This window comes from Pseudomonas sp. 67(2021), from assembly GCF_017491835.1.
Classification (GTDB): Bacteria; Pseudomonadota; Gammaproteobacteria; order Pseudomonadales; family Pseudomonadaceae; genus Aquipseudomonas; species Aquipseudomonas atacamensis.
Window position 1 is genome coordinate 88,149 of sequence record NZ_JAFGYL010000019.1, and the last position, 22,802, is coordinate 110,950.

The window sequence follows — 22,802 nt, forward strand, 5'->3', positions numbered from 1 at the left end:
GGAATTCCTTGATCAGTCGACGCGAGGCGGACTGTTCTGCTCGCCGAGGGTCTTGTCGTCGCTGATGGCAATGTTGGCGCCGTTGTCCAGTTTGATCTGGCCCGCCGTCACTACTTGTTCGCCGCTCTGCACGCCCTTGTTGATCATCACCAGGCCATCGCGGCGTTCACCGGTTTCGACGAAACGACGTTCGGCGATCAGCAGCGGTTGGCCGTTGTCATCCTTGGCGACGCTGCCGTCCTCGGCCTTCTTCTGCCCGACCACGTACACCGAGTTGCCGTACAGGGTGTAGGTGATCGCGCTCTCCGGCACGACGATGTGCTTTTGCGGATCAGGCAGCAGCACTTCAAGGCTGGCGAACATCCCCGGCAGCAGCTTGCCGTCGGGGTTGGCCAGGGTGGCGCGGACGAGGATATTGCGCGTGGTGCTTTCGACGATCGGGTTGATCGCGCTGATCTTGCCGGCAAAGTTCTGCCCCGGATAAGCGGCGACGGTGAACTGCACGGGCTGACCGATAGCGAGTTTCGGCACCGCTTGTTCCGGCACGTAGAAGTCAGCGTAGAGGCTGCTCAAATCCTGCAACGTGGCGATTTTGGTGCCGCTGGCGAGGTAGTCGCCAACGTCGACCTGACGGATGCCGATGGTGCCGCTGAATGGCGCGAGGATGCGCTTTTTCGCCAGCGACGCGTTGAGCTGATTGACCGTGGCCTTGTTCTTTTGCAGCACGGCGGAGAGGCGGTCGTACTCGCCTTTGGAGATCGCGCGGCTGTCGACCAGTTGCGCGCCACGGCCGAAGTCCAGTTGCGCCAGGCCGAGGTCGGCGCGGGCGGTTTCCAACAGAGCGGTCTCGACGGCGCTGTCGAGTTGCAGCAACGGTTGCCCGGCCTTGACCTTCTGCCCGGATTCGAATTTGAGTTCAGTGACGGTGCCGGAGACTTCCAGACTCAAGTCAACACCTTGCAGCGCCTTGAGCGTGCCGACGGTGGGCAGACGCATCTGCCACGGCTGTTCGCCGGCAGTGGCTACGGCGACGCTGATCGGCGGCTTGGGCTTGGAAAAGCCCTGGATCATCGTGTAGATCGACAAGGCTTTATAACCGCCCAGCACCAGGACGAGCAGCAAAACAACACCCAACATGATCAGCATGCGGCGACGCAGCATATGTCCAGTTCCTTGGATAAATCATGAGACAGGCGGGCACATTACTCCGAGTCAGGTGGGGATTCCAACTGGCAGTTATTACGTGAAGGCCGGATATGAACCCTGTGGCGAGGGGATTTATCCCCGTTGGGCTGCGAAGCGGCCCCCTGAATCCTTCAGTCATACCGCAATTGCAGTTTTAAGGGCGGCTGCGCCACCCAACGGGGATAAATCCCCTCGCCACAGGATGGGGGGGCATCTCAAAAATGAGCGGGTATCAGGCCATCAAGTGCAGATGGTTGTCCCAGAGCCCCGCCGGCAATTCCAGCGGCTTGGCCAGCAGCTGTTCCTGCCGGCAATCGTAGTAACGGCAACGGCCCTGACCCGAGGTCACGACAAAGCCATCCTTTACCGCACCAACGCCGGCGCAATCAGGCAAAGGCGCATCGAGGCGCAGTTCGCCGCTGTCCAGATCCCAGATAAAGAAACGATTGCCGCGCGGCGCCGTCAACGCGACCAGACGCAGATCGCTGTGCACCGCAACACTGGCGGTGTAGTGACCCATCGCCTGCAACTGATCTTCCGCTACCGGGAACGCCACGAACGCTTGCCCGGGTCGCTTGATCGCCAACAGCTCCGAGCGCTCGTGGGACGGCCCCATGAATTGCTGGCCGGCAACGATGGTGCCGTCACTGGCGATGCCCAGGTGGCGCACGCTGTTCATCTGCTGGGCGAGGGTTTCCTTGCTCAGCAATGTGCCGTCGCGCTGCATCAGCACCAGGCTCGGTTCCATGGCGTTGAGATTCATGTCGACGCGGCTTTCCGCCTCGGTGCGAATGCCGCCGTTGGCCACCACCAGCGTCTCGCCGTCGGGCATCCACGACACCTGATGCGGGCCGAGGCCGTGGGTAGAAATCTCGCCCGTGTGCACCAGCCGCTCGCCTTCGAACTTATACACACCGAGCAAACCGCGACCAGGATCGGTCGTATCGTTTTCGGTGGCGTACAGGTATTCGCCGTCCTTGTGCACCACGGCGTGGCCGTAGAAGTGCCGGTTCGGCTGCGAGGTCACGGTCTGCAGCAACGTGCCGTCGCGCAGGTCGATCAGGTAACTCTCGGTACCCGGACGCCGTGCAACGAACAGCGCCAGCGGCTGCGTCGGGTGGTTGATGATGTCGTGACAACGCTGGCCGACGTGGGTAGCGAACACCCGCGTACCGTCGAGCCGATAGCCGACGGCGTAATGCTTGCCGTCAGTATCGTCACGCGCCGACAGCAGCAGCGGGCTCTGATCCTTGCGTTTGAACAGCGTCCAGCCGCCCAGCGTCACTGCTCCCAGCAGTGCACTACCTAAAGTCAGAACCTGACGTCGCAGCATGGCACTCGCCCTCATCAGTCACCGTCGTTGGCGTTGAAGCCCAGTTGGATGCCCAGCGCCTTGGCCAGCTCACCTTCATGCAGGCGATGGACGACGTTGAGGCTGTCGTAGATATCGTTGAGTTGCTGGCGACCGGCGTCGTCTTCGAGCATTTCGCCCAGCGAGCGCTGGGTGCTGTCGAACAGCTTCAGCGACGCGGCATAAGCGGCATCGATCTTGTCCGCCAACGGCTTCTGTTCGGCCGGCAGCAGACCGCGCAGGCCTTTGTTGTCGACGCCTTCCCAGACGGTTTTGGCCGCGGCAAGGCTGGCTTCCAGTGCGGTCAGCGACGACTGGCTGCGCCACGCATCCGCCTGGAACGGCTGCGGCACGCCTTTGCTCTGGCGGCCCATCGGCGTGCCGAGTTTTTTCTTCAGGGTATCCAGTGCAGTCACTTGTACGCGCAGCAGATCGGCGATCGCTTCGTGGGAGTCGGCATAGCGCTGGTTGGGGAACTTGCTCATCTGCGCGAGCATGCCATCGGTGTTGTTCCAGCCCTGCAGGATCTCTTCGGCCAGTTGCTTCTGGCGCTCGCCGATGGCGATCAGCAGAGGGCAGTATTTGGCTTTTTGCGCATCGTTGGCGACGTCAGGCTTGGCGTCGAAGAGGATGTATTCGTAAGCCGACAGGCCCTGCACCACGACGCTGGATTTGGCCAGCGCGGCGGCGTCGATCTGCGGCTGGGCGACGACCAGTTGCTCGACCTGACGGCCGACGAGGTTTTTCTTGTCCGGCCAGAACTGCACTTGCCACGAACGGTTGCCCTCTGCCAGCGGACCGATCAGCAGCGGTTGCAACTCGGCCCAGGCTTTCTGCGCGTGGAGGAAGTCGGCACGGGCGGTTTCCAGGCTTTCCTTGCCCTGGCAGTAGGCGAGGGCGCTGACCGCCAGTTGCCGGTCGGCTTCGACCCAACGGGTGTAGGTCGGCAGGATCACCGATTTGGCGATCGCCGCCGAGGTGACCGCTTGCGGATCCTGCGGCGAGCAGGCGCCGAGGGCGAGCGCGGCAAGGCTGGTGAACAGTAACTTGGGACGGAACATGTCGGGCTCCCGATGCTTTTTCAGTATTTAAAGTGAGTTCAGAAACGCCAGCAACGCAGCGCGCTGCTCGGCATTGAAAGACAAAACCTGTTGCTGCGCCGCCGTCGCTTCGCCGCCATGCCAGAGCACCGCTTCGAGCAGGTTGCGTGCGCGGCCGTCATGCAAAAACTGGGTGTGACCGCTGACCGCTTGCGTCAGACCAATCCCCCACAACGGCGGGGTGCGCCAGTCGCGGCCGGAGGCCTTGAATTCCGTGCGGTTGTCCGCCAGGCCTTCGCCCATGTCATGCAGCAGCAAGTCGCTGTATGGACGAATCACCTGATTGGCCAATTCCGGTTCGGCGGCATCGGCGGCAGTGGTGTATTTCGGCGTGTGGCACGACTGACAACCGGCCTGGAAAAACAGATTCTTGCCGGCCAGCACCTGTGGATCGTTGACGCCACGGCGCGCCGGCACTGCGAGATTGCGGCTGTAGAACAGCACCAGCCGCAGGATGTTGTCGCTGACTTCCGGTTCGCCGTCCGGGCCATTACCGTTCGGCGCCTGTTTGCAGGCGGTTTGCGCCTCGGTGCAATCGTCGAACGGCCGCAGGCTGGTGGTCAGGCCCATGTCACCCGAGAACGCATGAACATTCTGTTGATTGAGATTCGGCTGCCCGGCTTTCCAGCCGAACCGGCCGATGACGGTCTTCTGCAACTGGTCATCCCAGACCTGGTTGGGCCGGCCGTTGATGCCATTGTTCTCTTTCGCCTGGGCGGCGGCGTTGGCGAGGATCGCCTCCTCGGGGATCGCTTCGAGCAGGCCCAGACCAATCATCGGCGGCGCCACCCGCGCGGAAAAACGCGTGTCCGGGTGCATCGGGCCGTAACCGAGTTGATTGATCTGCAGGGTCGGTTTGCGCAGCTCGACTTCAGTGCCGTCCTTGAAGCGTACCGGCACCGGCGTGTAGTCGACCCGCACCTTGCCTTCCGGAGCAACGCCGGGCACGGCCATGTCCTGGAATTGCCCGCCATACACCGGCTCCGGCACTACGCCGAGCTGTCCGATGACTTTGGCGTATTGCGGCGCGTCGGGAATCGACAGGCGCACCAGCATCGACACCGCATTGGATGCGTCAGGTGCCGGCGGATGCCCTCGACCGTCCTTGATGTGGCAGTTCTGGCAGGCGTTGGTATTGAACAACGGGCCGAGGCCGTCGCGCGCCGTGGTGGTCGACGGCGCGATCACCCACGGGCTGCGAAAGAAACTGTTGCCGACACTGAAATCCACGCGCCGCGAGGGCGGCAGGTTGGCCGATGGCAGGGAGAAGGCGTTCTGATCGCTCTTGCGCACGGTCGCCGCACCGCCCGAACGCGCTTCACCCGGCTCGGCCTTGGTGAAACGCGGGGCGTCATCGCAGGCACTCAGGCCCAGGGCCAGCAACAGTGCGGACAAGCGAAGCGGCAACGACAGCATCAGACATCCTGCAAACGGGCGAAAACAAAGGCGCAAAGTCTAACAGGGCGGGGGAGTTTGAATAAGAGGAATTATCGTTTGCTTGATATCGCGCAAGCCTTGAAGCGCATGCCAACACTGTGGGAGCGAGCCTGCTCGCGAAAGCGATGCCCGACGCGCTGTAAATGCTGCGCCGGATCAAGCCTTCGCGAGCAGACTCGCTCCCACAGGGATAGTGGTGTGCCAATAATGAAAAAGGCGACCCGAAGGTCGCCTCTTTTTGACGCGGACGCTGCGATCAGAATTCGTGATCGGCGCTGTCCGGGTTCAGGTCGCTGATGCCCAGTTTGCCGGCAGCGGCTTCGATCGAGCCGGTCTGCTTGACCAGCGCGGCGATGGCGTCGCGAACGACCTGGTTGCCAGCGGTGTTGCCGGCAGCGATCAACTGGTCGTAGTGCTCACCCTTGTTGGCGTGATCGACCATGACCTGGATCTTCGCTTCGGTCGCGGCCAGATCGGCTTTCAGCGCGGTGTCGGCAGCAGGGTCGGCCTTGGCTACCAGCGACGACAGGCTGGCGCCGGTCAGCTTGGTGCCGTCAACACGGGTGTACTCGCCCAGGTAAACGTTACGCACGCCTTTGGCGTCGTAGAAGTGCGAGTAGTGGGTGTTGTCGCTGAAGCAATCCTGCTCGTCTTCCGGGGAGTTGGCTTCCAGGGAAACCTTCATGCGTTCGCCCGCCAGTTCACCCAGGGACAGGCTGCCCATGCCGAAGAGCATTTTGCGCAGGCCGGTTTCGCCTGGCTCCGCTTCCAGGGTGGCGCGGTAGTTGTCGGCCACGTTCGGCTTCCAGTTGCCAACCATTTCTTCCAGGTCGCTCACCAGCAGTTGGGTCACGGCTTTCAGGTAGGCACGACGACGCTCGTTGTGACCACCGGTGGCGCCGGCGCCTTCCAGATAGTCCGAGGCCGGACGGTTGCCAGCGCCAGGGCCGGTGCCGTTCAGATCCTGGCCCCAGAGCAGGAATTCGATCGCGTGGTAGCCGGTGGCAACGTTCGCCTCGGAACCGCCCAGCTCGTTGAGGCTGGCGAGTTTTTCCGGGGTGATCTCTTTCACGTCGACTTTGTCTTCGCCGACCTGCACTTCGGTGTTGGCGATGATGTTGGCGCTGGCGCCCGGGTTACCCAGTGCGTGCTCGTAGGATTTGTCGACGTAGTCGATCAAGCCCTCGTCCAATGGCCAGGCGTTAACCTGACCTTCCCAATCGTCGATGATGGTGTTGCCGAAGCGGAATACTTCGCTCTGCAGGTACGGCACGCGTGCGGCGACCCAGGCAGCCTTGGCGGCTTTGAGGGTGTCGGCGTTCGGCTTGGCGAGGAACGCGTCGACGGCGGTTTGCAGGGTTTTCGCGGTGGATTCGGCATCGCTGTAAACGGCGAAGACCATGTCGGCATAGTGCGCGACCACAGCCTTGGCGGCGGCATCGTCAACTTTACCGGCGGCAGGAGCAGGTGCAGCGGCAGGGGCTGGAGCAGCGCTGCTGGAAGCCGGAGTCATTTCGGAGGCTTTTTCTTTGTCCTTGCCTTCGCCGCAACCGGCGAGGGAAATAGCGATGGCCAGCAGACTGGCGGTAGCCAGAGGCATACGAATCATGGCGAACATCCTGCTTCGGTAGTTGAGTGGACTGGCGCCGGGGGCGCGCAAAACTGCGACATAATGCAAATCTTTCGCATTATGTGTAAAGGCGTGCTTGGAAATATTTCTTATTTAGGCAGGTGTGATGGCGCGATCTTGCGCTTTTAGAGAATGGCCGCGTTGCTGCGTTGCGCCTGCTTGAGGTAAATGCCCAGCTCCCGCGCCGGCAGCGGTTTGCTGTAGTGGTAGCCCTGACCTTCGTGGCAACCCTCGGAAATGATGTAGGTTTCCTGCTCGGCGGTTTCCACGCCTTCGGCAATCACCTGCATGCCCAGGCTCTTGCCCAGTTGAATGATCGCGCGAACGATGGTCGCGTCATCGTCGTCATCGAGCAGATCCTGAACGAAGCTCTTGTCGATCTTGATCTTGTCCAGCGGCAGGCTTTTCAGATAACTGAGGGACGAGTAGCCGGTGCCGAAGTCGTCGATCGCGATCAGCGCACCGGAGCGGCGCAGGCTGAGCAGATGCTGGGCGGCGGTGGTGATGTCTTCCATCAGGCCGGTTTCGGTGACTTCCAGTTCCAGACTGCGCGGCGGCAAGCGGTACATTTGCAGCAGGTTGTTGACCACCCGTGGCAGCTCGGCGTGGTGCAGTTGCACGGTGGACAGATTGACCGCCATGCGCAGATCGACAAAACCCTGATCGTGCCACTCGCGCAACTGCTTGCAGGCCTGATCGAGCACCCACTCGCCGATCGCGATGATCGTGCCGTTCTGTTCCGCCAGCGGAATGAACAGGTCCGGCGGCACCAGACCGTGTTCCGGATGTTGCCAGCGAATCAGCGCTTCGACGCCGACCACGCGGTGATCGCGATAACTGATCTGCGGTTGGTAGACGAGGTAGAACTGGTCGCGGATCAGCGCATCGCGCAAATCCTTTTCCAGCTCGCGACGACGGCGCATCTCGCTGTCGACGCTGGCGATGTAGAACTGATAACGATTGCGCGAGCGGGTCTTGGCCAGGGTCATGGTCTGCTCGGCTTTCTGCAAAAGCTTCTCGGTGCTGTCGCCGTCCTCCGGAAACAGGGTGATGCCGATGGTCGCGCGCAGGCGGATCTCCTGATCGTCGAGGGCGAAGGGCGCCTCGAGGTCATCGAGAATGCTCTGCGCCAGTTCTGCTGCTTCGTAAGGCTGTTCAATGTCGGCCTGCACCAGCGCGAACTGATCGCCGCCCAGGCGAGCGAGCGCGCCAAGACGACCACTGTGGGCACGTAAACGATCGGCCAGGGCCAGCAGCAATTGGTCGCCGGTCTGGTAGCTGAATTGCTCGTTGATGCCCTTGAAGTCATCCAGGCCGACGCACAACACCGCGACGCGGCGCTGCAATTTGCCGGCATCGACGAGAATCTTGTCCAGTTGCTGCTGCAATTGCTGGCGGTTCGGCAGACCGGTGAGGAAGTCGTACTGGGCCATGCGCAGCAGGCTGTTTTCCGCTTCGTGGCGCAGGTGGGTGTTGCGTTCGATGGACTCGAGCAATTGGTTGGCGGTGTTGATCCACAGGCCCAGCTCGTTTTTTTCGTGGCCCTTGATCTGCGGAATCTTGTGCTCGCTGGGGCGATCCGGATTGATCTCGGTGAGGTGCTCGATGATTCGTGACAGCGGTTTGGTCAGCAGCCAGTGATAGACCAGATACAGCACCAGGCCCAATGCGAGTGCGCGCAACACCCCGGAAATGAAAATGATCACCGAGCTGACGATGAAACCTTCGCCATAAGTGGCGGTGTCGAGGGTGATGCTCAGGTCGCCGTAGTATTCGCTGTACGGACCGCGGCCGACCAATTGCGTGGTGAAGGTGCGTTCCTGGCCGAGAATCAGGTCGGTCAGCCAACGGCTGTTGGAATGCTGAAGTTCGCGGGATTTCTGCGCCAGCATGGCTTCGTTGGGGTGGCCGATGGAGGCCTGACGCACGGCGTCGTCCTGGAACAGCCCTTCGATCACCTGCATGCCCATTTCCCGATCCAGGCTGTACACGGCCTGGGTCGATGGATCGCGGAACATGTCGAGGATGCGCTCGGCGTCGCCGGCAACCGCCTGACGGGTCTTGTAGGCATCGAAGACAATCTGCGCGCAGCTCAAGACTACGCCTACGATCAATGCCGACAGGAGCACGACCCGGAGCAACTTCACCGACAAGCTGTTCTTGAGTTCCAGCTTCAAAGGGTTATTCCTTGTTCCGTGCGGGTAGCGTCAAGTTGCCATGAGTATTGGCAATCCCGGGTTGGCAGTCAAAGGGACAATCAGGCACGGGAAAAGTCGCCGTGATCCTGGCCGCATTGTCGTCATTTGAGTAATAGCTCTGAATCAACTGTGTCGGTTGCAATTGCCTTCAACTTGAGCACTGGGCCAAAGATTTTTTCCTTTCTGTGATGGTAGACGGCTGGGGGCTGGCGGCAAACGGCGTGAAGCTGCTTTTACCGTGCGAGAAACGCCATGCGCCGGGCATAAAAAAACCCGGCCGAAGCCGGGCTTTTCATCGGGCGCGCAGCTTAAGCGGTGAAGGTTTTGCCTTCGAACTGCTCGGCCACGAACTTCCAGTTGACCAGGTTCCAGAACGCTTCAACGTACTTCGGACGCAGGTTGCGGTAGTCGATGTAGTAAGCGTGTTCCCAGACGTCGCAGGTCAGCAGCGGGGTGTCGCCGCTGGTCAGCGGGTTGCCGGCGCCGATGGTGCTGGCCAGGGCCAGGGAACCGTCAGCCTTTTTCACCAGCCAGCCCCAGCCGGAACCGAAGGTGCCGATCGAGGTTTTGCTGAATTCTTCCTTGAACTTGTCGAACGAACCGAACGCTGCGTTGATGGCGTCTGCCAGGGCGCCGGTTGGTTGACCGCCGGCGTTTGGCGCCAGGCAGTTCCAGTAGAAAGTGTGGTTCCAGACCTGAGCGGCGTTGTTGAAGATGCCGCCCGAAGAAGTCTTGACGATTTCTTCCAGGGTCTTGCCTTCAAACTCGGTGCCTGGCACCAGGTTGTTCAGGTTCACGACGTAGGTGTTGTGGTGCTTGTCGTGGTGGAACTCCAGGGTTTCCTTGGAGATGTGCGGCTGCAGGGCATCGTGTGCGTAAGGCAGCGGCGGCAATTCGAAAGCCATGATGATTCTCCTAATCAGGTCTGTTGCGGTGAGCGCAAGGCCGATCACGGGCGGCCGGAAATGCACCGGCGAGTTTTTACTCTTTGCGGCGCAGGGTTCGGATCATAGCACCGGGGTCGCGCCTTAACCACGCAACAACTGTGTGGGATAGAGGTTCCAGAGCCTTCAGCAATAATTCATCCGGCGATGATCAACTGCGCGGCCACGGCGAACATCATCAACGCCACCACCAGATCGAGAATGCGCCAGGTGCTCGGGCGGGCCAGCCACGGTGCCAGCCATGCCGCGCCAAGGGCCAGGGTGAAAAACCACAGCAACGATGCACTCGCCGCGCCGACCACATAAGCCCCGGGCACCGATTGCTGCGCGCCCAGCGAGCCGATCAGCAATACCGTATCCAGATAAACGTGGGGGTTGAGCAAGGTCACCGCCAGAGCGCTGAGCATCACTGCGCGCAGCGAACGCACGGTCTGGTTCTCGCTTTGTTCAAGGCTCTGCTTCGAACAGGCCCGGCGCAGCGCCTGGCTGCCGTACCAGATCAGAAACGTCGCGCCGCCCCAACGGGCGATCGCCAACAGGGTCGGGTTCTGCGCCAGAATCGTCGCCAGGCCGAACACTCCGGCCGCGACCAGAATCGCGTCACACACCACGCACAATGCCGCCACCGGCAAATGGTGTTCACGGCGCAGGCTTTGCGCCAAGACAAATGCGTTCTGCGTGCCGATCGCCATGATCAGGCCGAACGCCACCAACAGGCCGTTTACGTAGCTTTGCCACATGGGAGAGATCCTTGAAAGAGAGTGCTTGCTGGCTATTCTCCGGTGTGACGCTGTATAAGAAAAACCAATAGTGCTGATCGCCCATTAGGAAAATTGATGTTCGACTATAAATTGCTTTCCGCGCTGGCCGCTGTGGTCGAGCAGGCCGGATTCGATCGCGCCGCACAGGTGCTCGGCCTGTCGCAGTCGGCGATCTCCCAGCGCATCAAATTGCTTGAAGCGCGGGTCGGCCAGCCAGTGCTGGTGCGCGGAACGCCGCCATCGCCGACCGAAATTGGCCGGCGCTTGCTCAACCATGTGCAACAGGTGCGGTTGCTTGAGCGCGATTTGCAATCAGTTGTGCCGGCGCTGGACGAAGAAGGCCTGCCCGATCGCCTGCGCATCGCCCTCAACGCCGACAGCCTCGCCACATGGTGGGCCGCGGCCGTCGGCGATTTCTGCGCCGAGCAGCATTTGTTGCTCGACCTGATCGTCGAAGACCAGACCGTCGGCCTCAAGCGCATGCGTGCCGGTGAAGTGGCTGCGTGCCTGTGCGCCAGCGAGCGCCCGGTGGCCGGCGCACGCAGCGTATTGCTCGGCGCCATGCGTTATCGCGCCTTGGCCAGCCCGGCCTTCATCGCTCGGCATTTTCCCGAAGGCGTGCGCGCCGAACAATTGCCGCGCACCCCGGCGCTGGTGTTCGGTCCGGACGATTTCCTTCAGCATCGCTATCTGGCGCTGTTGGGCGTCGACGGCGCGTTTGAACATCACTTATGTCCGTCCTCCGAAGGCTTCATCCGCCTGACCGAGGCCGGTCTGGGTTGGGGCCTGGTACCGGAACTGCAGGTGCGCGAGCAATTGCAACGCGGGGTGCTGCGCGAATTGCTGCCAGATAAACCGATCGACGTGCCGCTGTACTGGCATCATTGGCGCAATGGCGGCCAGTTGCTCAATCTACTGACCGAACAACTGCTGCGCTCCTCAAAGCAATGGCTAGTGGCTTGAACGCAGCAACAAGCGTCAAGCTGCAAGCGGCAAGAACACGCACCGTTTCAACTTGCAGCTGAAAGCTCGAAGCTTGCAGCTGCTTCCCTGGAGTTTTTGATGAAGATTTTGGTTACCGGCGCCAGCGGCTTTATTGGCGGGCGCTTTGCGCGTTTCGCCCTGGAGCAGGGCCTTGAAGTGCGGGTCAACGGTCGCCGGGCCGAGAGCGTCGAGCATCTGGTGCGCCGGGGCGCGGAGTTCGTGCCGGGCGATCTGACCGACGCCGATCTGGTGCACGACCTGTGCCGTGACGTCGAAGCCGTGGTGCATTGTGCCGGTGCGGTTGGCGTGTGGGGGCGTTATCAGGAGTTTCATCAGGGCAACGTCGAAGTCACCGAAAACGTCGTCGAAGCGTGCCTCAAGCAGCGGGTGCGGCGGCTGGTGCATCTGTCGTCGCCGTCGATCTATTTCGATGGCCGCGACCATCTCGGTCTGACCGAAGAGCAAGTGCCCAAACGCTTCAAGCATCCCTACGCCGCGACCAAATATCTGGCCGAGCAGAAGGTCTTCGGCGCGCAGGAATTCGGTCTGGAAACCATCGCCCTGCGCCCGCGTTTCGTCACCGGTGCCGGCGACATGAGCATCTTCCCGCGCCTGCTGAAGATGCAGCGCAAGGGTCGGCTGGCGATCATCGGCGACGGCTTGAACAAGGTCGATTTCACCAGCGTGCAGAACCTCAACGAAGCCATGCTCAGCAGCCTGTTGGCGCAAGGTTCGGCGCTGGGCAAGGCCTACAACATCAGCAACGGCACGCCGGTGCCGCTGTGGGACGTGGTCAATTACGTGATGCGGCGGATGGACGTCGATCAGGTGCGCAAATATCGCTCCTACGGTCTGGCCTACAGCGTCGCGGCGCTCAACGAAGGCGCGTGCATGCTCTGGCCGGGACGCCCTGAGCCGACCCTGTCGCGCCTGGGCATGCAGGTCATGAAAAAAAATTTCACCCTCGACATCAGCCGCGCCCGGCATTATCTCGACTACGATCCGAAAGTCAGTCTGTGGGCGGCCCTCGATGAGTTCTGTGCGTGGTGGAAAGCCCAGGACATCCGTTGAAACGATTCGGCCGGGCGGCAATGAACCGCCTTGCGGGTTGAGGGTCAATGCCTGCGGCTGCGGCGGTTATACTTCGCAGCATTTAGCCATCACCGCGTTTGCCAAAGGTTGCCTCAATGTCCATGCGAAACGATGCCCACGACGACGATTTCGACAACGTGCCAAGCCTGCGCGCCGACCCGTTCGATGACGATGACATCGCGCCCGGCCCCCGCACTTCCGTGCATTCGCGCAGCGCGCCAGTGGTCAAGGTCAAGGCCGCCAGCACCGGGCCGCTGTGGGCGCTGGTCGGCGCGTTGTTTTTTGCCTTCATCGGTCTGGCCTGGTGGAGCTTCCAGCAGATCTCGCTGATGGAGCAGCAACTGGTCGCCACCCAGGAAAGCTTCGCCCGCATCAGCGAAGAAGCGGCAGGGCGCCTGCAGGATATTTCCGGCAAGGTCGTCGCCAGCCAGAGCAACGTCAGCAGCGACAGCGAAGCGCTGAAGCTGCAAATCAAGCAACTCGAAGGCAGGCTGCTCGACCAGAGCAAGCAGCAGCAAGGGGTGGCCGGGCAGGCCAGCGAGCTGGACAAGCGGCTGGCGCAAATGACCGCGCAGACCACCGAACAGCAGAACGCCAATACGCAGTTGCAGGCTCAGGTCAAAGCCTTGAGCGCCGAGCTGGCGACCATCAAAAGCACCCCGGCCGATACCAGCAAGGTCGATGCCCAGTTGAAAGCCTTCGACGCCCAGTTCAAAAGCCTCGGCGCCGATATCGCCGCGCTGAAGAAACAGGGCAATCCGAGCGCGGCGATCGATCGTCTGGAGCAGGACATCGTCGTGCTGAAAAGTCAGCAGGACAACCGCCCGGCAGTGCCACAGGGTGGCGGCAATACTGCCGAGTTCGATGCATTCCGCGCGCAGATGACCCGCAACCTGAATACCTTGCAGGCGCAGATCCAGAATCTCCAGCAGCAGATCAATTCCCGCCCGTAAGCGCTGAGCGAGGCTGGCGAGCGTTGCTTGCCAGCTTCACGGCGCAATGTTCAGAAACGCTCTGAATATCTCTACATGACCGCAAGCCGTCTACGCTCTTGAAACACCAAAAAGAACGAGGGATGCGCTATGGGGTTTTTGCATAAAGTGGCCTGGCTCGGCCTGATGTTGTTGGCCGGCTTCGGCCAGGCCAGCGCCGCCACCGCCACCAAGGATGACAGTCAGGCGGCCATCGCCCTGCTGGAAAAAGCCTTGGCCTACTACCACGACAATGGCGACAAGGCCTTCGCCGCGTTCAGCCGCCAGGGTGAGTTCGTCGACAAGGATCGCTACGTGTTCGTCCTCGACACCAAAGGCGTCATGCTGGCAAGTGGCGGGCCGTCATCGGCGCTGATCGGCCGCGATGTCAGTGAAGTGCTCGGGCCGGATCTGCAGAAGGCGTTCAAGGATGCGCTGAAAGTGCCGGAAGGCAACGGCATCCAGCAGGCCGAATACCGCTGGCAGAACTGGGCCGACGGCAAGGTCGAGCGCAAGCATGTGTTCTATCAGCGCGTCGGGCAGCGCATTCTCGCGGTGGGTTACTACCTGCCACGGGCTTCGGCTGAGCAGGCTAAGGCCTTGCTGGACAAAGCCGCGACGGATCTGACCAAGGACGAGAAGGGCTCGCTGACCGCGATCAACTCACTCAAGGGCGGTTACTTGCAGGATGACCTGTATGTCTTCGTGGTCGATCTGAACAACCAGCGCTATGTCGCCCACGGCACCAATCTGCGTTTGATCAACACTGATTTTGGCAAGGTCAAGGATCCGGAAGGCAAACCGGTGGGCGAGCCGATTCTGGCGCTGATCGGCAAGCAGGATGAAGGCGAATACGAATACCGCTGGAAAAACCCGGTAACCGGCAAGATCGAGGACAAGCATGCGTACCTGAAAAAGGTCGGGCATTTCCTCGTCGCGGTGGGCTACTACAGCCCTTGAGCGCGCGATGATCGTTCCCACGCTCCGCGTGGGAATGCAGCCCGGGACGCTCTGCGTCCCATCCAAGGCCGAACGCAGAGCGTCCGTTGAGGCATTCCCATGCAGAGCGTGGGAACGATCAGCGCAAAAGGCTCATTTCGCGCCGTGCTCCCGCCCGCGCAGCAGGTTGTTCGGCATGGCAATCGCCGCTGCCAGCCCGAGCAACGACACTGCCGTGCTCACCCAGAGCAGGTGGCGGAAGGTCACCAGCAGCTCCGCGCGCAAAGCGTTCTGCGCTTCGCCGGGGGCGGCGTTCAGGCCATCGAGCAGGACGTTGCCCGAATGCCCCTCGCTGATCAGCGAACTGTTCGCCAGGTGGGCGAAACTGGAATCGTGCAGCAACGCCAGCAGTAGCGCCGACATCAACGCCACGCCCACCGCGCCGCCCAGTGAGCGGAACAGATTGGTGGTGCTGGTGGCGACGCCGATGTCGCGTTGTTCCACCGAGTTCTGCGTGCCGACCAGCGAGGTCGGGAACTGCATGCCGCCGGCGATGCCGCTGAGCAGCATGAACAGACCGCTGAGCAGCGTTGCTTGTGGCGGACTGAAGGCCATGCCGAGAATCGAGATCGGCATGAGGATCGCCCCGGTGAGAATCTGCGGTTTGTAGCGTCCGGTGATCGAGGTGCGGCGGCCGGCGAAATAGGCACCGATCGGTAAGCCCATCGCCAATGGCAGCAAGTGCAACGCGGCGCTGTCGGCACCCGCGCCGGTGACGCTTTGGAAACGCAGCGGCATCAGCACAATCAGCGAGATGGCCTGGAAACTGGTGAAGAAAATCGTGCACCAGCACAACAGGGCATTACGATTGGCGAACAGGTGCATCGGCAGCAACGGCTCCCGCGCCCGGCGTTCATGCCAGACGAACAGCGCCAATACCACCACGGCACAAGCGAACAGGCCGAGCACTTCGCTGCTGCGCCATGAATGACCCTGGCCGACTTCGGTGATGCCGAGCAGCAACGCGGTCAGGCCGATGATCATCAGCACCGTGCCGAGGTAATCGATCACCGGTTTGCGCTGCGGAATCGGCAAGCCGCGCAGGTTGCGCCGTGCCACCCACCAGGCGCCAAGCCCCAGCGGCAGGTTGATCAGAAACACCCAGCGCCACGACAGGTATTCGGTCATGTAGCCGCCGAGCACCGGACCGGCGACGCTGGCCACCGCGTACATGCTGCTGAAGTAACCCTGATAGCGGCCGCGTTCACGCGGCGGGACGATGTCGCCGATGATCGCCTGACTCACCGAGATCATGCCGCCGGCGCCGATGCCCTGAAGAATCCGCGCCAGTACCAGCTGTTCCATGCTCTGCGCCATGCCGCAGAACAGCGAGGCGAGGGTGAACAGGCCCATGCCGAACAGCATCAGTTTGCGTCGCCCGTACAGGTCGCCGAGCTTGCCGTAGATCGGCACCGCCACGGTCATCGCCACCATGTAGCCGGAAATCACCCAGGCCAGCAGGCTGACGTCCTTGAATTGCGCAGAGATCGCCGGCATCGACACGGCGACGATGGTCTGGTCCAGCGCACCGAGGAAGATCGCCATCATCAAGGCGACCAGCACGCTGCGAATGGCCGGTTTGGGCGTTTCAGGCTGATTGAGAGTGGTCACGGAAAACCTGCGGGCAGTGATGGACCCGCGCGGCCTTCGCGCGCGGGTGGATGCTCGCAGTGTAAGTCGGTAGGAAGCTATTCGATAGCCTCGTACGGAAGCCCGACGTAATTTTCTGCAATGGTTTTTTGCCCGGCTTGCGAGCTGACAAAATAGTCCAGTTCCGACGCGCTGATGCGCTGGCTGAATTCATCGTGCTCGTCGAAGCGATGCAGCATCGACGTCATCCACCAGGAAAACCGCTCGGCTTTCCATACTCGGCGCAGGCAGATCTCCGAGTATTTTTCCAGCAGATCAGTGCGATTTTCGCGATAGAGCTTCAGCAGAATATTGAACAACGTGCTGACATCGCTGGCGGCCAGGTTCAAGCCCTTGGCGCCAGTGGGCGGTACGATATGGGCAGCGTCGCCGACGAGAAACATGCGCCCGTACTGCATTGGCTCGACGACAAAACTGCGCAGCGGCGCGATGCTTTTTTCGATCGAAGGACCGGTCACCAGTTTTTCCGCGAGGGCATCCGGCAGGCGCTTTTTCAGCTCATCCCAGAAACGCTGATCGCTCCAGTCATCGACGTTTTCATCCGCCGGCACTTGCAGGTAATAGCGGGTGCGCGTGGCTGAACGCATGCTGCACAAAGCGAAGCCGCGCTCATGGCGGGCGTAGACCAATTCGTCGTGGACCGGCGGTGTGTCGGCGAGAATGCCCAGCCAGCCGAACGGGTAGACCCGCTCGAAAATCTTCAGGCAATCGGCCGGAATCGACTGCCGGGCGACGCCGTGGAAACCATCGCAACCGGCGATGTAATCGCAATCGACGCGCCAGCTTTCACCGTCCTTTTCAAAGGTGACAAAAGCTTCGTCGCTTTTCATGCCATGGGGAACGACATTGCTCGCTTGATAAATTGTTGGCGCGCCGGCCTCCCGACGAGCGGCCATCAGGTCGCGGGTGACCTCGGTCTGGCCGTAGACCATTACTGTTTTGCCGCCGGTCAGCGCGTGCAGGTCGATGTGCACCTGACGCCCGTCCAGCGCCAGATCGAAGCCGCCATGAACCAGACCTTCGGCATCCATTCGCTGACCGACCCCGGCCTCCCGCAGCAGCTCTACCATGCCTTGTTCAAGCACACCGGCACGGATGCGCCCAAGAATGTAATCGGGCGTCTGGCGTTCGAGGATCAGGGTGTCGATGCCAGCGTTGTGCAGCAACTGGCCAAGGAGCAGTCCGGAAGGACCGGCGCCGATAATGGCGACTTGGGTTTTCAGGGTTTTCATTGTTTTTATGACTCGCAAGCTTCACGCAGCAACAGCCGGTGAATGATTTTATGGATCGAGTGCTTGCATTTTTCCCTTGCGGGTCTGTCAATTGAAGGTGAAAACTGAGCCGATACCTGTACATTCTGCCAATCGGTGCGATTATCGCCCAAAAACCAGAGGCCTGGATTGAAGTATGAACAAGCCTGCCCTGCCTTCTATTCCGGTGTTCAAGCTCTACGGTGAAAGCCTGGACTGGCCGACCCCGGACTTGCTGCACTGTGAAACCATTTCCTCGCGCAGTCGCGAACACCAATGGGAAATCAAACCTCACCGCCACGCGGATCTATGCCAGCTGCTGTTCGTTTTCAGAGGTCAGGCAGAGCTCGAAATCGAAGGCCAGCGCACGCAACTCGAGACTCCGGCGATACAGGTGCTGCCACCGTTGTCGGTGCACGGCTTTCGTTTTTCCGAAGATGTTGAAGGCTTCATCGTCACCTTGGCCACGCCGCTGATCAACCATTTGCAGGCGCAACTGGGCGATTCGGTACACGCCTTGGCTCGGGCGGAAAACTACCCGGCCGGCAAGGATGGCGATTATCTCAACAGCCTGTTTTCAGCGTTGCAGGCCGAGTACAACGGCCATCAACCGGCGCGGGAAATGCTCATGCATTCGCTGGTCAGCGTGATCATGGTCTGGGTCAGCCGCCAGGCGATCGTTCGGCACAAGGCCAGCCAACGGCCGCAACGCCAGCGCGAATACCTCAACGGTTTCATTCAGTTGGTGGAAGAGACTTACCGCCAGCACGTCAAGGTCGAAGACCTCGCCCATCGCCTGGGCATCTCCGTGTCGCACCTCAACGGCACCTGCCGTGAACTGGCCGGGCAACCGGCGTTGCAGATCATGCACGAGCGTCAGTTGCTGGAAGCCAAGCGCCTGCTGACCTACACCAGCATGACGATTTACGAGATGTCGGAGTTGTTGGGTTTTTCCGATCCGACCAACTTCACGCGCCTGTTCCGTCGCCGGGTGGGGATTTCGCCAAAGGCATTCCGCGACCGCTTGAAGGCCGAGCAACAACCTTAAAAGCACCACCCAACACCTGTGGGAGCGAGCTTGCTCGCGAAGGCGGAGTGTCATCCAACAAACAGGCTGACTGACCCACCGCTTTCGCGAGCAAGCTCGCTCCCACAGGGTTGCATTCCAGCGCAGGTCTATCAGCGCAATGCGTTCAGCGTGGCATTGTGCGGAATACACCGCTCATAGTTGCAGCTCGCATACTCGCGCGGCAGCTGGCGCAACTGCTCGACCCGCCAGGCAGCGGTGCCGTACAGCGCCAGCGTGGCGGCGCAGGTGATGAAAATGGCGGCGTATCTTTTTGTTTTGATGTTCATGGTGTTCGACCTCTGAACGTCTACCTTGCGGTATTACTTTGAGCATAGGTCAGGCAGGCGCAGCTGCAAGCTTTAAGCGGCAAGCGGCAAGCTGTCACGACGCGGTCAGCTTGGCGCTTGTGGCTTGAGGCTCGCAGCTTCATCCCACGCGGGATTTTCGGGAAAACGCTGAACCAGAAAGTCGAGCATGCTGCGCAGTGCCGCCGGCATGTGTTTGCGAGAGGCGTACACCGCGTAGATATTCATCTGGCGCGGTTCTGCGTGTGGCAGCAAACGCAGCAGCTCGCCGTTGTGAATATGCACGCCAGCCTGGTAGGTCGGCAGCATCGCCACGCCCGCGCCGGCCAGGGTTGCGCGCAGAAGGGTGCTGGCCTCGTTGGCGCTGATATTGCCCTGCACCGGTACCGAAACCGGTTCGCCATCCTCCTCGAAATGCCACAGGCTTTTGCCGAAATAGGAATGGGTCAGGCAGTTATGTCGGCTCAAATCCTCAACCGTCTGCGGCGCCGGATGCTCAAGCAGATAAGCCGGCGCTGCGCAGACCACCGAGCGGCACACGGTCAGGCGCCGGGCGATCAGATTCGGATCAAGATCATTGCTGGTGCGAATCGCCAGATCGATACGTTCATCGACCAGATTCACCGTGCGGTCGAGCATTTGCAGTTCGATACTCACGCCGGGGTAAAGCCTGACGTACGCCGCGACCGCATCGGCCAGTTGCGCCTGGCCAAACGAGGTGCTGACGCTGATCCGCAGCAATCCGCGCGGCGCGTCCTCGGGTTCGCTGACGGCGGCCTGCATGTCCTGCGACAGGTCGATCATCTGCCGACAGCGCGGGAGGATTTCACTGCCAGCGGCGGTCAGGCTCAATTTGCGCGTGGTGCGGTGCATCAGCCGCGCGCCGACCCAGTCTTCCAGCTCCGCCAGATAGCGCGACACTACCGGCCGCGACAGGTCGAGGTGGTCGGCCGCCGCCGACTGGCTGCCCAGGTCCACCACCGTGACGAATACCCGCATTGCTTGAAGCCGATCCATGATTTGCCCGCTTTCAGAAACAAACTATGTCCAAGCATCGCATTTTTTGTACTGAGTCTGGCAACTAAGCTCTGTTGCATCGCCAGACTGGCATTGGTAATCCGGAGCAACAAATGATCGGCTTCACCCCCTTCAAACGCGTTCTGCTCGCCGCGGCATTTTTCGGCTTTGCCGCCCAGGCATCCGCCGCCGAGCTGAGCCTCGATGTCTACAACCCCGGCACCCAGGCGATTTTCCCGGTCAGCTCGGTGCTGGTCAGCGGTGAGAAAGAAGCAATTCTGGTCGATGCGCAATTCGGCAAATCCCAGGCCGAGCAGGTGGTGGATAAGATCCGCGCCAGTGGCAAACAGTTGACCACCATCTACATCAGCCACGGTGACCCGGATTACTACTTCGGCCTCGACACCCTGACCAAAGCATTCCCGCAGGCGAAAGTGCTGGCTTCGCAGCCGACTGTCGATCACATCAAGCACACCGTCGACGGCAAACTGGCCTACTGGGGGCCGAAAATGGGCGCCGACGTGCCGGCGAAAACCGTCGTCCCGGACGTGCTCAAGGGCGACAGCCTGACCCTCGAGGGCAAGCAATTGCAGGTGATCGGCCTCGACGGCAAGCAACCGGATCGCAGCTTTGTATGGATCCCGTCGCTCAAAGCAGTGGTCGGTGGCGTAGTGGTCGCCGAGAACATTCATGTGTGGATGGCCGACACCCAGACCGCGCAATCCCATGCCGACTGGCTGCACACCCTGCATGCCATCGAAAGCCTGAAACCGCAAACCGTAGTACCCGGCCATTTTCTGGGCGACAGCAGCCGCTCGCTGGCCAGCGTGAAATTCACCGCCGATTACATCAAGGCCTTCGATGCCGAAACCGCCAAGGCCAGAGACTCCGCTGCACTGATCGCAGCGATGAAAAAACGCTACCCGCAGCTGGGCGAGGAAAGCTCGCTGGAGCTCAGCGCGAAAGTCGCCAAGGGCGAGATGCAGTGGTAAGCCGAACCTGAACACGCAGCATTTTCAAGCCAACTGGAGAATGTCATGAGCAAGATCGCAATCATTGGTGCCACCGGCCGTGCCGGTAGCCAACTGCTGGAAGAAGCCCTGCGTCGCGGCCACAGCGTCACCGCCATTGCCCGCGATACCTCGAAGATCGGCAGCCGTGCCGGTGTCGTCAGCAAGAGCCTCGACGTGCTGGATTCGGCGGCGCTGCAAGCGGCGGTGGCCGGTCACGACGTGGTGATCAGCGCAGCGCATTTCGCCACCGTCCCGGCCTCGGCGATTGTCGGACCGGTAAAACAGGCGGGCGTGAAGCGCTTGCTGGTAGTCGGCGGCGCCGGCTCGCTGTTGCTGCCGGATGACACGCGGTTGATCGACAGTGCCGGTTTCCCGGCCGAATACAAAGCCGAGGCGAGCGCGGGGGCGGCGTTTCTTGATGCGTTGCGTCAGGAGCAGGAACTGGACTGGACTTTCCTCTCGCCGTCGGCGGAGTTTGTCGAGGGTGAACGCAGCGGCCAGTATCGCGTCGGCAAGGATCATCTGTTGGTCAGTGCCGATGGGCGTAGCTGGATCACCTTTGCCGATTATGCGATTGCGCTGATTGACGAAGTGGAGACGCCGAAGCATTTGCGGCAGCGTTATACGGTCGGGTATTGAGTCAAGCCTTTTCCCCTCACCCCAGCCCTCTCCCCGGGGGAGAGGGAGCCGACCGAGTTGTCTTGGGTCACGCATTGACCTGAACGACCGTGTCGATTATGGATTCGGCGTGGCTGTGTCAGGTCGATGAGTTTCTTGAGTATCCCCAATCAGTTCCCTCTCCCTGGGGAGAGGGCTAGGGTGAGGGGAGAGGCTCAACGCAAATGAGCCTGCTCAACCAGCCAGAGCATCAGCTCCTCAAGTTGCGGCGAGGGTTCGGCTCCAGCAGGCACCACCACGTAATACGCCAACCCCGTCTTCACCTTCAGCGCAAACGGCATCACCAGGCGTCCTGCGTTCAGATCATCGCCAATCAGCGACCAGTCCCCGATCGCCACCCCGGTCCCGTGCGAGGCCATCGACATCGCCTGATCCAGCGTTTCGAAATGCTGCCCGCTGCCAAGGTTGCCCAATCGCAATCCCGCTGCATCGAGCCATACCGACCAGTCCTGAATGTCGTGGGTCGGGTGCAATAACAGATGCTCTTGCAAATCCTGCGGTGAATTCAGCGCCGGCGAGCCTTTGAGCAATTGCGGCGAGCAGACCGGTGTCAGTTGCTCGTCGAACAGGTGCAGCGCGCCTGGCGAATGGTCTGGCGGCGGGCCGTAGATCACCGCGGCGTCGAATTGCTCGCGCTGAAAATCCACGCCGTGTTGCAGCGAGGCCGTCAATTTGACCGGCACGTCCGGGCGTTCCTTCTGCCATTGCAGCAGACGCGGCAGCAGCCAGCGCATCACGCAGCTCGGGGCCTTGAGTTGCAAGGTTTGCCGCGTCAGACCGATCTGCTCGGTCGCTTCACAGATCAGCCCGAAGACCTTTTCCACTCGCGGCAGCCATTCGCGGCCTTCGGCCGTCAGTGCCAGACCTCGGGCCAGACGAATGAACAACGGATAACCGAGCTGTTCTTCGAGCCCGGCGATCTGCCGGCTCACCGCGCCCTGAGTGATGTGCAACTGCTCGGCGGCGCGAGTGAAATTGCAGCATTGCGCGGTGATCCAGAACGTATACAGAGCGGGCAGGGGTGGCAGGCGTTTCATGGCGATCCGAGGTATGACGTGGCGACATGGCTAGTATGACTTTTAATCGATTGTTGCTGCCAGTTGCGCACCGTTCCAATGGGCACTCCACGGACCCTGTGGGAGCGAGCCTGCTCGCGAAGACGGTTCAA

General features: G+C 61.2%; 20 protein-coding genes and 1 pseudogene. 7 read left to right on the forward strand and 14 right to left on the reverse strand.

All coding sequences use genetic code 11. The features are described 5' to 3' along the window. Positions 1 to 12: 12 nt before the first annotated feature. The 8 genes from J5M66_RS21385 to J5M66_RS21420 all read right to left on the reverse strand — a co-directional run bounded on the left by J5M66_RS21385 (position 13) and on the right by J5M66_RS21420 (position 10,585). On the reverse strand, positions 13 to 1,161 hold the full coding sequence (locus J5M66_RS21385) for an efflux RND transporter periplasmic adaptor subunit (protein ID WP_206421640.1): 1,149 nt from the start codon (positions 1,159 to 1,161) through the stop codon (positions 13 to 15). A 256-nt stretch (positions 1,162 to 1,417) separates the two neighbouring features. Continuing rightward, a complete protein-coding gene (locus J5M66_RS21390; RefSeq protein ID WP_110603242.1) occupies positions 1,418 to 2,518 on the reverse strand; it encodes a DUF1513 domain-containing protein in 1,101 nt (366 codons plus the stop codon). Positions 2,519 to 2,532: 14 nt separating this feature from the next. Then, positions 2,533 to 3,597: an imelysin family protein gene (locus J5M66_RS21395; RefSeq protein ID WP_024014143.1), complete on the reverse strand. Its 1,065-nt coding sequence runs from the start codon at positions 3,595 to 3,597 to the stop codon at positions 2,533 to 2,535. A gap of 27 nt (positions 3,598 to 3,624) precedes the next feature. Continuing rightward, the gene (locus J5M66_RS21400; RefSeq protein WP_024014142.1) at positions 3,625 to 5,052 is read right to left on the reverse strand and encodes a di-heme oxidoredictase family protein; all 1,428 of its coding nucleotides are present in this window, start codon (positions 5,050 to 5,052) and stop codon (positions 3,625 to 3,627) included. Between the two features lie 277 nt (positions 5,053 to 5,329). Then, positions 5,330 to 6,682, reverse strand: a complete 1,353-nt coding sequence (locus J5M66_RS21405; protein ID WP_122746738.1) for an imelysin family protein — start codon at positions 6,680 to 6,682, stop codon at positions 5,330 to 5,332. A 146-nt stretch (positions 6,683 to 6,828) separates the two neighbouring features. Beyond that, on the reverse strand, positions 6,829 to 8,880 hold the full coding sequence (locus J5M66_RS21410; RefSeq protein WP_016773430.1) for an EAL domain-containing protein: 2,052 nt from the start codon (positions 8,878 to 8,880) through the stop codon (positions 6,829 to 6,831). A gap of 329 nt (positions 8,881 to 9,209) precedes the next feature. Beyond that, positions 9,210 to 9,806, reverse strand: coding sequence for a Fe-Mn family superoxide dismutase (locus J5M66_RS21415; protein ID WP_016773431.1), 597 nt, complete (start codon positions 9,804 to 9,806; stop codon positions 9,210 to 9,212). Between the two features lie 176 nt (positions 9,807 to 9,982). Then, on the reverse strand, positions 9,983 to 10,585 hold the full coding sequence (locus J5M66_RS21420) for a LysE/ArgO family amino acid transporter (protein WP_065616683.1): 603 nt from the start codon (positions 10,583 to 10,585) through the stop codon (positions 9,983 to 9,985). Positions 10,586 to 10,681: 96 nt separating this feature from the next. On the opposite strand from J5M66_RS21420, the gene J5M66_RS21425 reads away from it, so the two are divergent. From J5M66_RS21425 to J5M66_RS21440, 4 genes are all read left to right on the forward strand, one after another. Then, positions 10,682 to 11,569, forward strand: coding sequence for a LysR family transcriptional regulator ArgP (locus J5M66_RS21425; RefSeq protein ID WP_130902339.1), 888 nt, complete (start codon positions 10,682 to 10,684; stop codon positions 11,567 to 11,569). A 99-nt stretch (positions 11,570 to 11,668) separates the two neighbouring features. Continuing rightward, positions 11,669 to 12,661, forward strand: a complete 993-nt coding sequence (locus tag J5M66_RS21430) for an NAD-dependent epimerase/dehydratase family protein (RefSeq protein WP_207808389.1) — start codon at positions 11,669 to 11,671, stop codon at positions 12,659 to 12,661. Positions 12,662 to 12,777: 116 nt separating this feature from the next. Further along, entirely contained in the window at positions 12,778 to 13,635 is an 858-nt protein-coding gene (locus tag J5M66_RS21435) for an ATPase (protein ID WP_110603230.1), read from the forward strand. Positions 13,636 to 13,764: 129 nt separating this feature from the next. Then, positions 13,765 to 14,613 carry a cache domain-containing protein gene (locus J5M66_RS21440; RefSeq protein WP_207808387.1) on the forward strand — a complete coding sequence of 283 codons (849 nt, stop codon included), beginning with the start codon at positions 13,765 to 13,767 and terminating at the stop codon, positions 14,611 to 14,613. Between the two features lie 132 nt (positions 14,614 to 14,745). On the opposite strand, the gene J5M66_RS21445 is transcribed toward J5M66_RS21440, so the two are convergent. Together J5M66_RS21445 and pobA are read right to left on the reverse strand one after the other, a co-directional pair. Then, a complete protein-coding gene (locus J5M66_RS21445) occupies positions 14,746 to 16,263 on the reverse strand; it encodes an MDR family MFS transporter (protein WP_071173411.1) in 1,518 nt (505 codons plus the stop codon). Positions 16,264 to 16,340: 77 nt separating this feature from the next. Further along, on the reverse strand, positions 16,341 to 17,534 hold the full coding sequence (gene pobA, locus J5M66_RS21450) for a 4-hydroxybenzoate 3-monooxygenase (protein ID WP_207808385.1): 1,194 nt from the start codon (positions 17,532 to 17,534) through the stop codon (positions 16,341 to 16,343). 175 nt (positions 17,535 to 17,709) lie between these two features. On the opposite strand from pobA, the gene J5M66_RS21455 reads away from it, so the two are divergent. Then, entirely contained in the window at positions 17,710 to 18,600 is an 891-nt protein-coding gene (locus J5M66_RS21455) for a helix-turn-helix domain-containing protein (RefSeq protein WP_207808383.1), read from the forward strand. Between the two features lie 7 nt (positions 18,601 to 18,607). Here J5M66_RS21455 and J5M66_RS27030 read toward each other — a convergent pair. From J5M66_RS27030 to J5M66_RS21465, 3 genes and pseudogenes are all read right to left on the reverse strand, one after another. Further along, positions 18,608 to 18,721 (reverse strand): annotated as a pseudogene (locus J5M66_RS27030) (metal ABC transporter ATP-binding protein); the annotation flags it as partial. Positions 18,722 to 18,731: 10 nt separating this feature from the next. Further along, a complete protein-coding gene (locus J5M66_RS21460) occupies positions 18,732 to 18,908 on the reverse strand; it encodes a hypothetical protein (RefSeq protein WP_016773438.1) in 177 nt (58 codons plus the stop codon). Positions 18,909 to 19,013: 105 nt separating this feature from the next. Then, positions 19,014 to 19,943, reverse strand: coding sequence for a LysR family transcriptional regulator (locus tag J5M66_RS21465; RefSeq protein WP_207808381.1), 930 nt, complete (start codon positions 19,941 to 19,943; stop codon positions 19,014 to 19,016). 113 nt (positions 19,944 to 20,056) lie between these two features. Here J5M66_RS21465 and J5M66_RS21470 point away from each other — a divergent pair, with 113 nt between their 5' ends. Both J5M66_RS21470 and J5M66_RS21475 read left to right on the forward strand, forming a co-directional pair. Continuing rightward, positions 20,057 to 20,935, forward strand: coding sequence for an MBL fold metallo-hydrolase (locus J5M66_RS21470; RefSeq protein ID WP_207808379.1), 879 nt, complete (start codon positions 20,057 to 20,059; stop codon positions 20,933 to 20,935). A gap of 45 nt (positions 20,936 to 20,980) precedes the next feature. Beyond that, positions 20,981 to 21,595, forward strand: coding sequence for an NAD(P)-dependent oxidoreductase (locus tag J5M66_RS21475; RefSeq protein WP_207808377.1), 615 nt, complete (start codon positions 20,981 to 20,983; stop codon positions 21,593 to 21,595). A 194-nt stretch (positions 21,596 to 21,789) separates the two neighbouring features. On the opposite strand, the gene J5M66_RS21480 is transcribed toward J5M66_RS21475, so the two are convergent. Continuing rightward, positions 21,790 to 22,671, reverse strand: coding sequence for a LysR substrate-binding domain-containing protein (locus J5M66_RS21480; RefSeq protein ID WP_207808375.1), 882 nt, complete (start codon positions 22,669 to 22,671; stop codon positions 21,790 to 21,792). Positions 22,672 to 22,802: the final 131 nt, after the last annotated feature.

Excerpts from the sequence above, each read along its gene's own strand:
- pobA (WP_207808385.1), bottom strand. The coding sequence starts at position 17,534 with ATGAAAACCCTGAAAACCCAAGTCGCCATTATCGGCGCCGGTCCTTCC.
- J5M66_RS21415 (WP_016773431.1), bottom strand. The coding sequence starts at position 9,806 with ATGGCTTTCGAATTGCCGCCGCTGCCTTACGCACACGATGCCCTGCAG.
- J5M66_RS21425 (WP_130902339.1), top strand. The coding sequence starts at position 10,682 with ATGTTCGACTATAAATTGCTTTCCGCGCTGGCCGCTGTGGTCGAGCAG.
- J5M66_RS21480 (WP_207808375.1), bottom strand. The coding sequence starts at position 22,671 with ATGAAACGCCTGCCACCCCTGCCCGCTCTGTATACGTTCTGGATCACC.
- J5M66_RS21440 (WP_207808387.1), top strand. The coding sequence starts at position 13,765 with ATGGGGTTTTTGCATAAAGTGGCCTGGCTCGGCCTGATGTTGTTGGCC.
- J5M66_RS21470 (WP_207808379.1), top strand. The coding sequence starts at position 20,057 with ATGATCGGCTTCACCCCCTTCAAACGCGTTCTGCTCGCCGCGGCATTT.
- J5M66_RS21455 (WP_207808383.1), top strand. The coding sequence starts at position 17,710 with ATGAACAAGCCTGCCCTGCCTTCTATTCCGGTGTTCAAGCTCTACGGT.
- J5M66_RS21460 (WP_016773438.1), bottom strand. The coding sequence starts at position 18,908 with ATGAACATCAAAACAAAAAGATACGCCGCCATTTTCATCACCTGCGCC.
- J5M66_RS21385 (WP_206421640.1), bottom strand. The coding sequence starts at position 1,161 with ATGCTGCGTCGCCGCATGCTGATCATGTTGGGTGTTGTTTTGCTGCTC.
- J5M66_RS21390 (WP_110603242.1), bottom strand. The coding sequence starts at position 2,518 with ATGCTGCGACGTCAGGTTCTGACTTTAGGTAGTGCACTGCTGGGAGCA.
- J5M66_RS21465 (WP_207808381.1), bottom strand. The coding sequence starts at position 19,943 with ATGGATCGGCTTCAAGCAATGCGGGTATTCGTCACGGTGGTGGACCTG.
- J5M66_RS21430 (WP_207808389.1), top strand. The coding sequence starts at position 11,669 with ATGAAGATTTTGGTTACCGGCGCCAGCGGCTTTATTGGCGGGCGCTTT.
- J5M66_RS21400 (WP_024014142.1), bottom strand. The coding sequence starts at position 5,052 with ATGCTGTCGTTGCCGCTTCGCTTGTCCGCACTGTTGCTGGCCCTGGGC.
- J5M66_RS21435 (WP_110603230.1), top strand. The coding sequence starts at position 12,778 with ATGTCCATGCGAAACGATGCCCACGACGACGATTTCGACAACGTGCCA.
- J5M66_RS21420 (WP_065616683.1), bottom strand. The coding sequence starts at position 10,585 with ATGTGGCAAAGCTACGTAAACGGCCTGTTGGTGGCGTTCGGCCTGATC.
- J5M66_RS21405 (WP_122746738.1), bottom strand. The coding sequence starts at position 6,682 with ATGATTCGTATGCCTCTGGCTACCGCCAGTCTGCTGGCCATCGCTATT.
- J5M66_RS21475 (WP_207808377.1), top strand. The coding sequence starts at position 20,981 with ATGAGCAAGATCGCAATCATTGGTGCCACCGGCCGTGCCGGTAGCCAA.
- J5M66_RS21395 (WP_024014143.1), bottom strand. The coding sequence starts at position 3,597 with ATGTTCCGTCCCAAGTTACTGTTCACCAGCCTTGCCGCGCTCGCCCTC.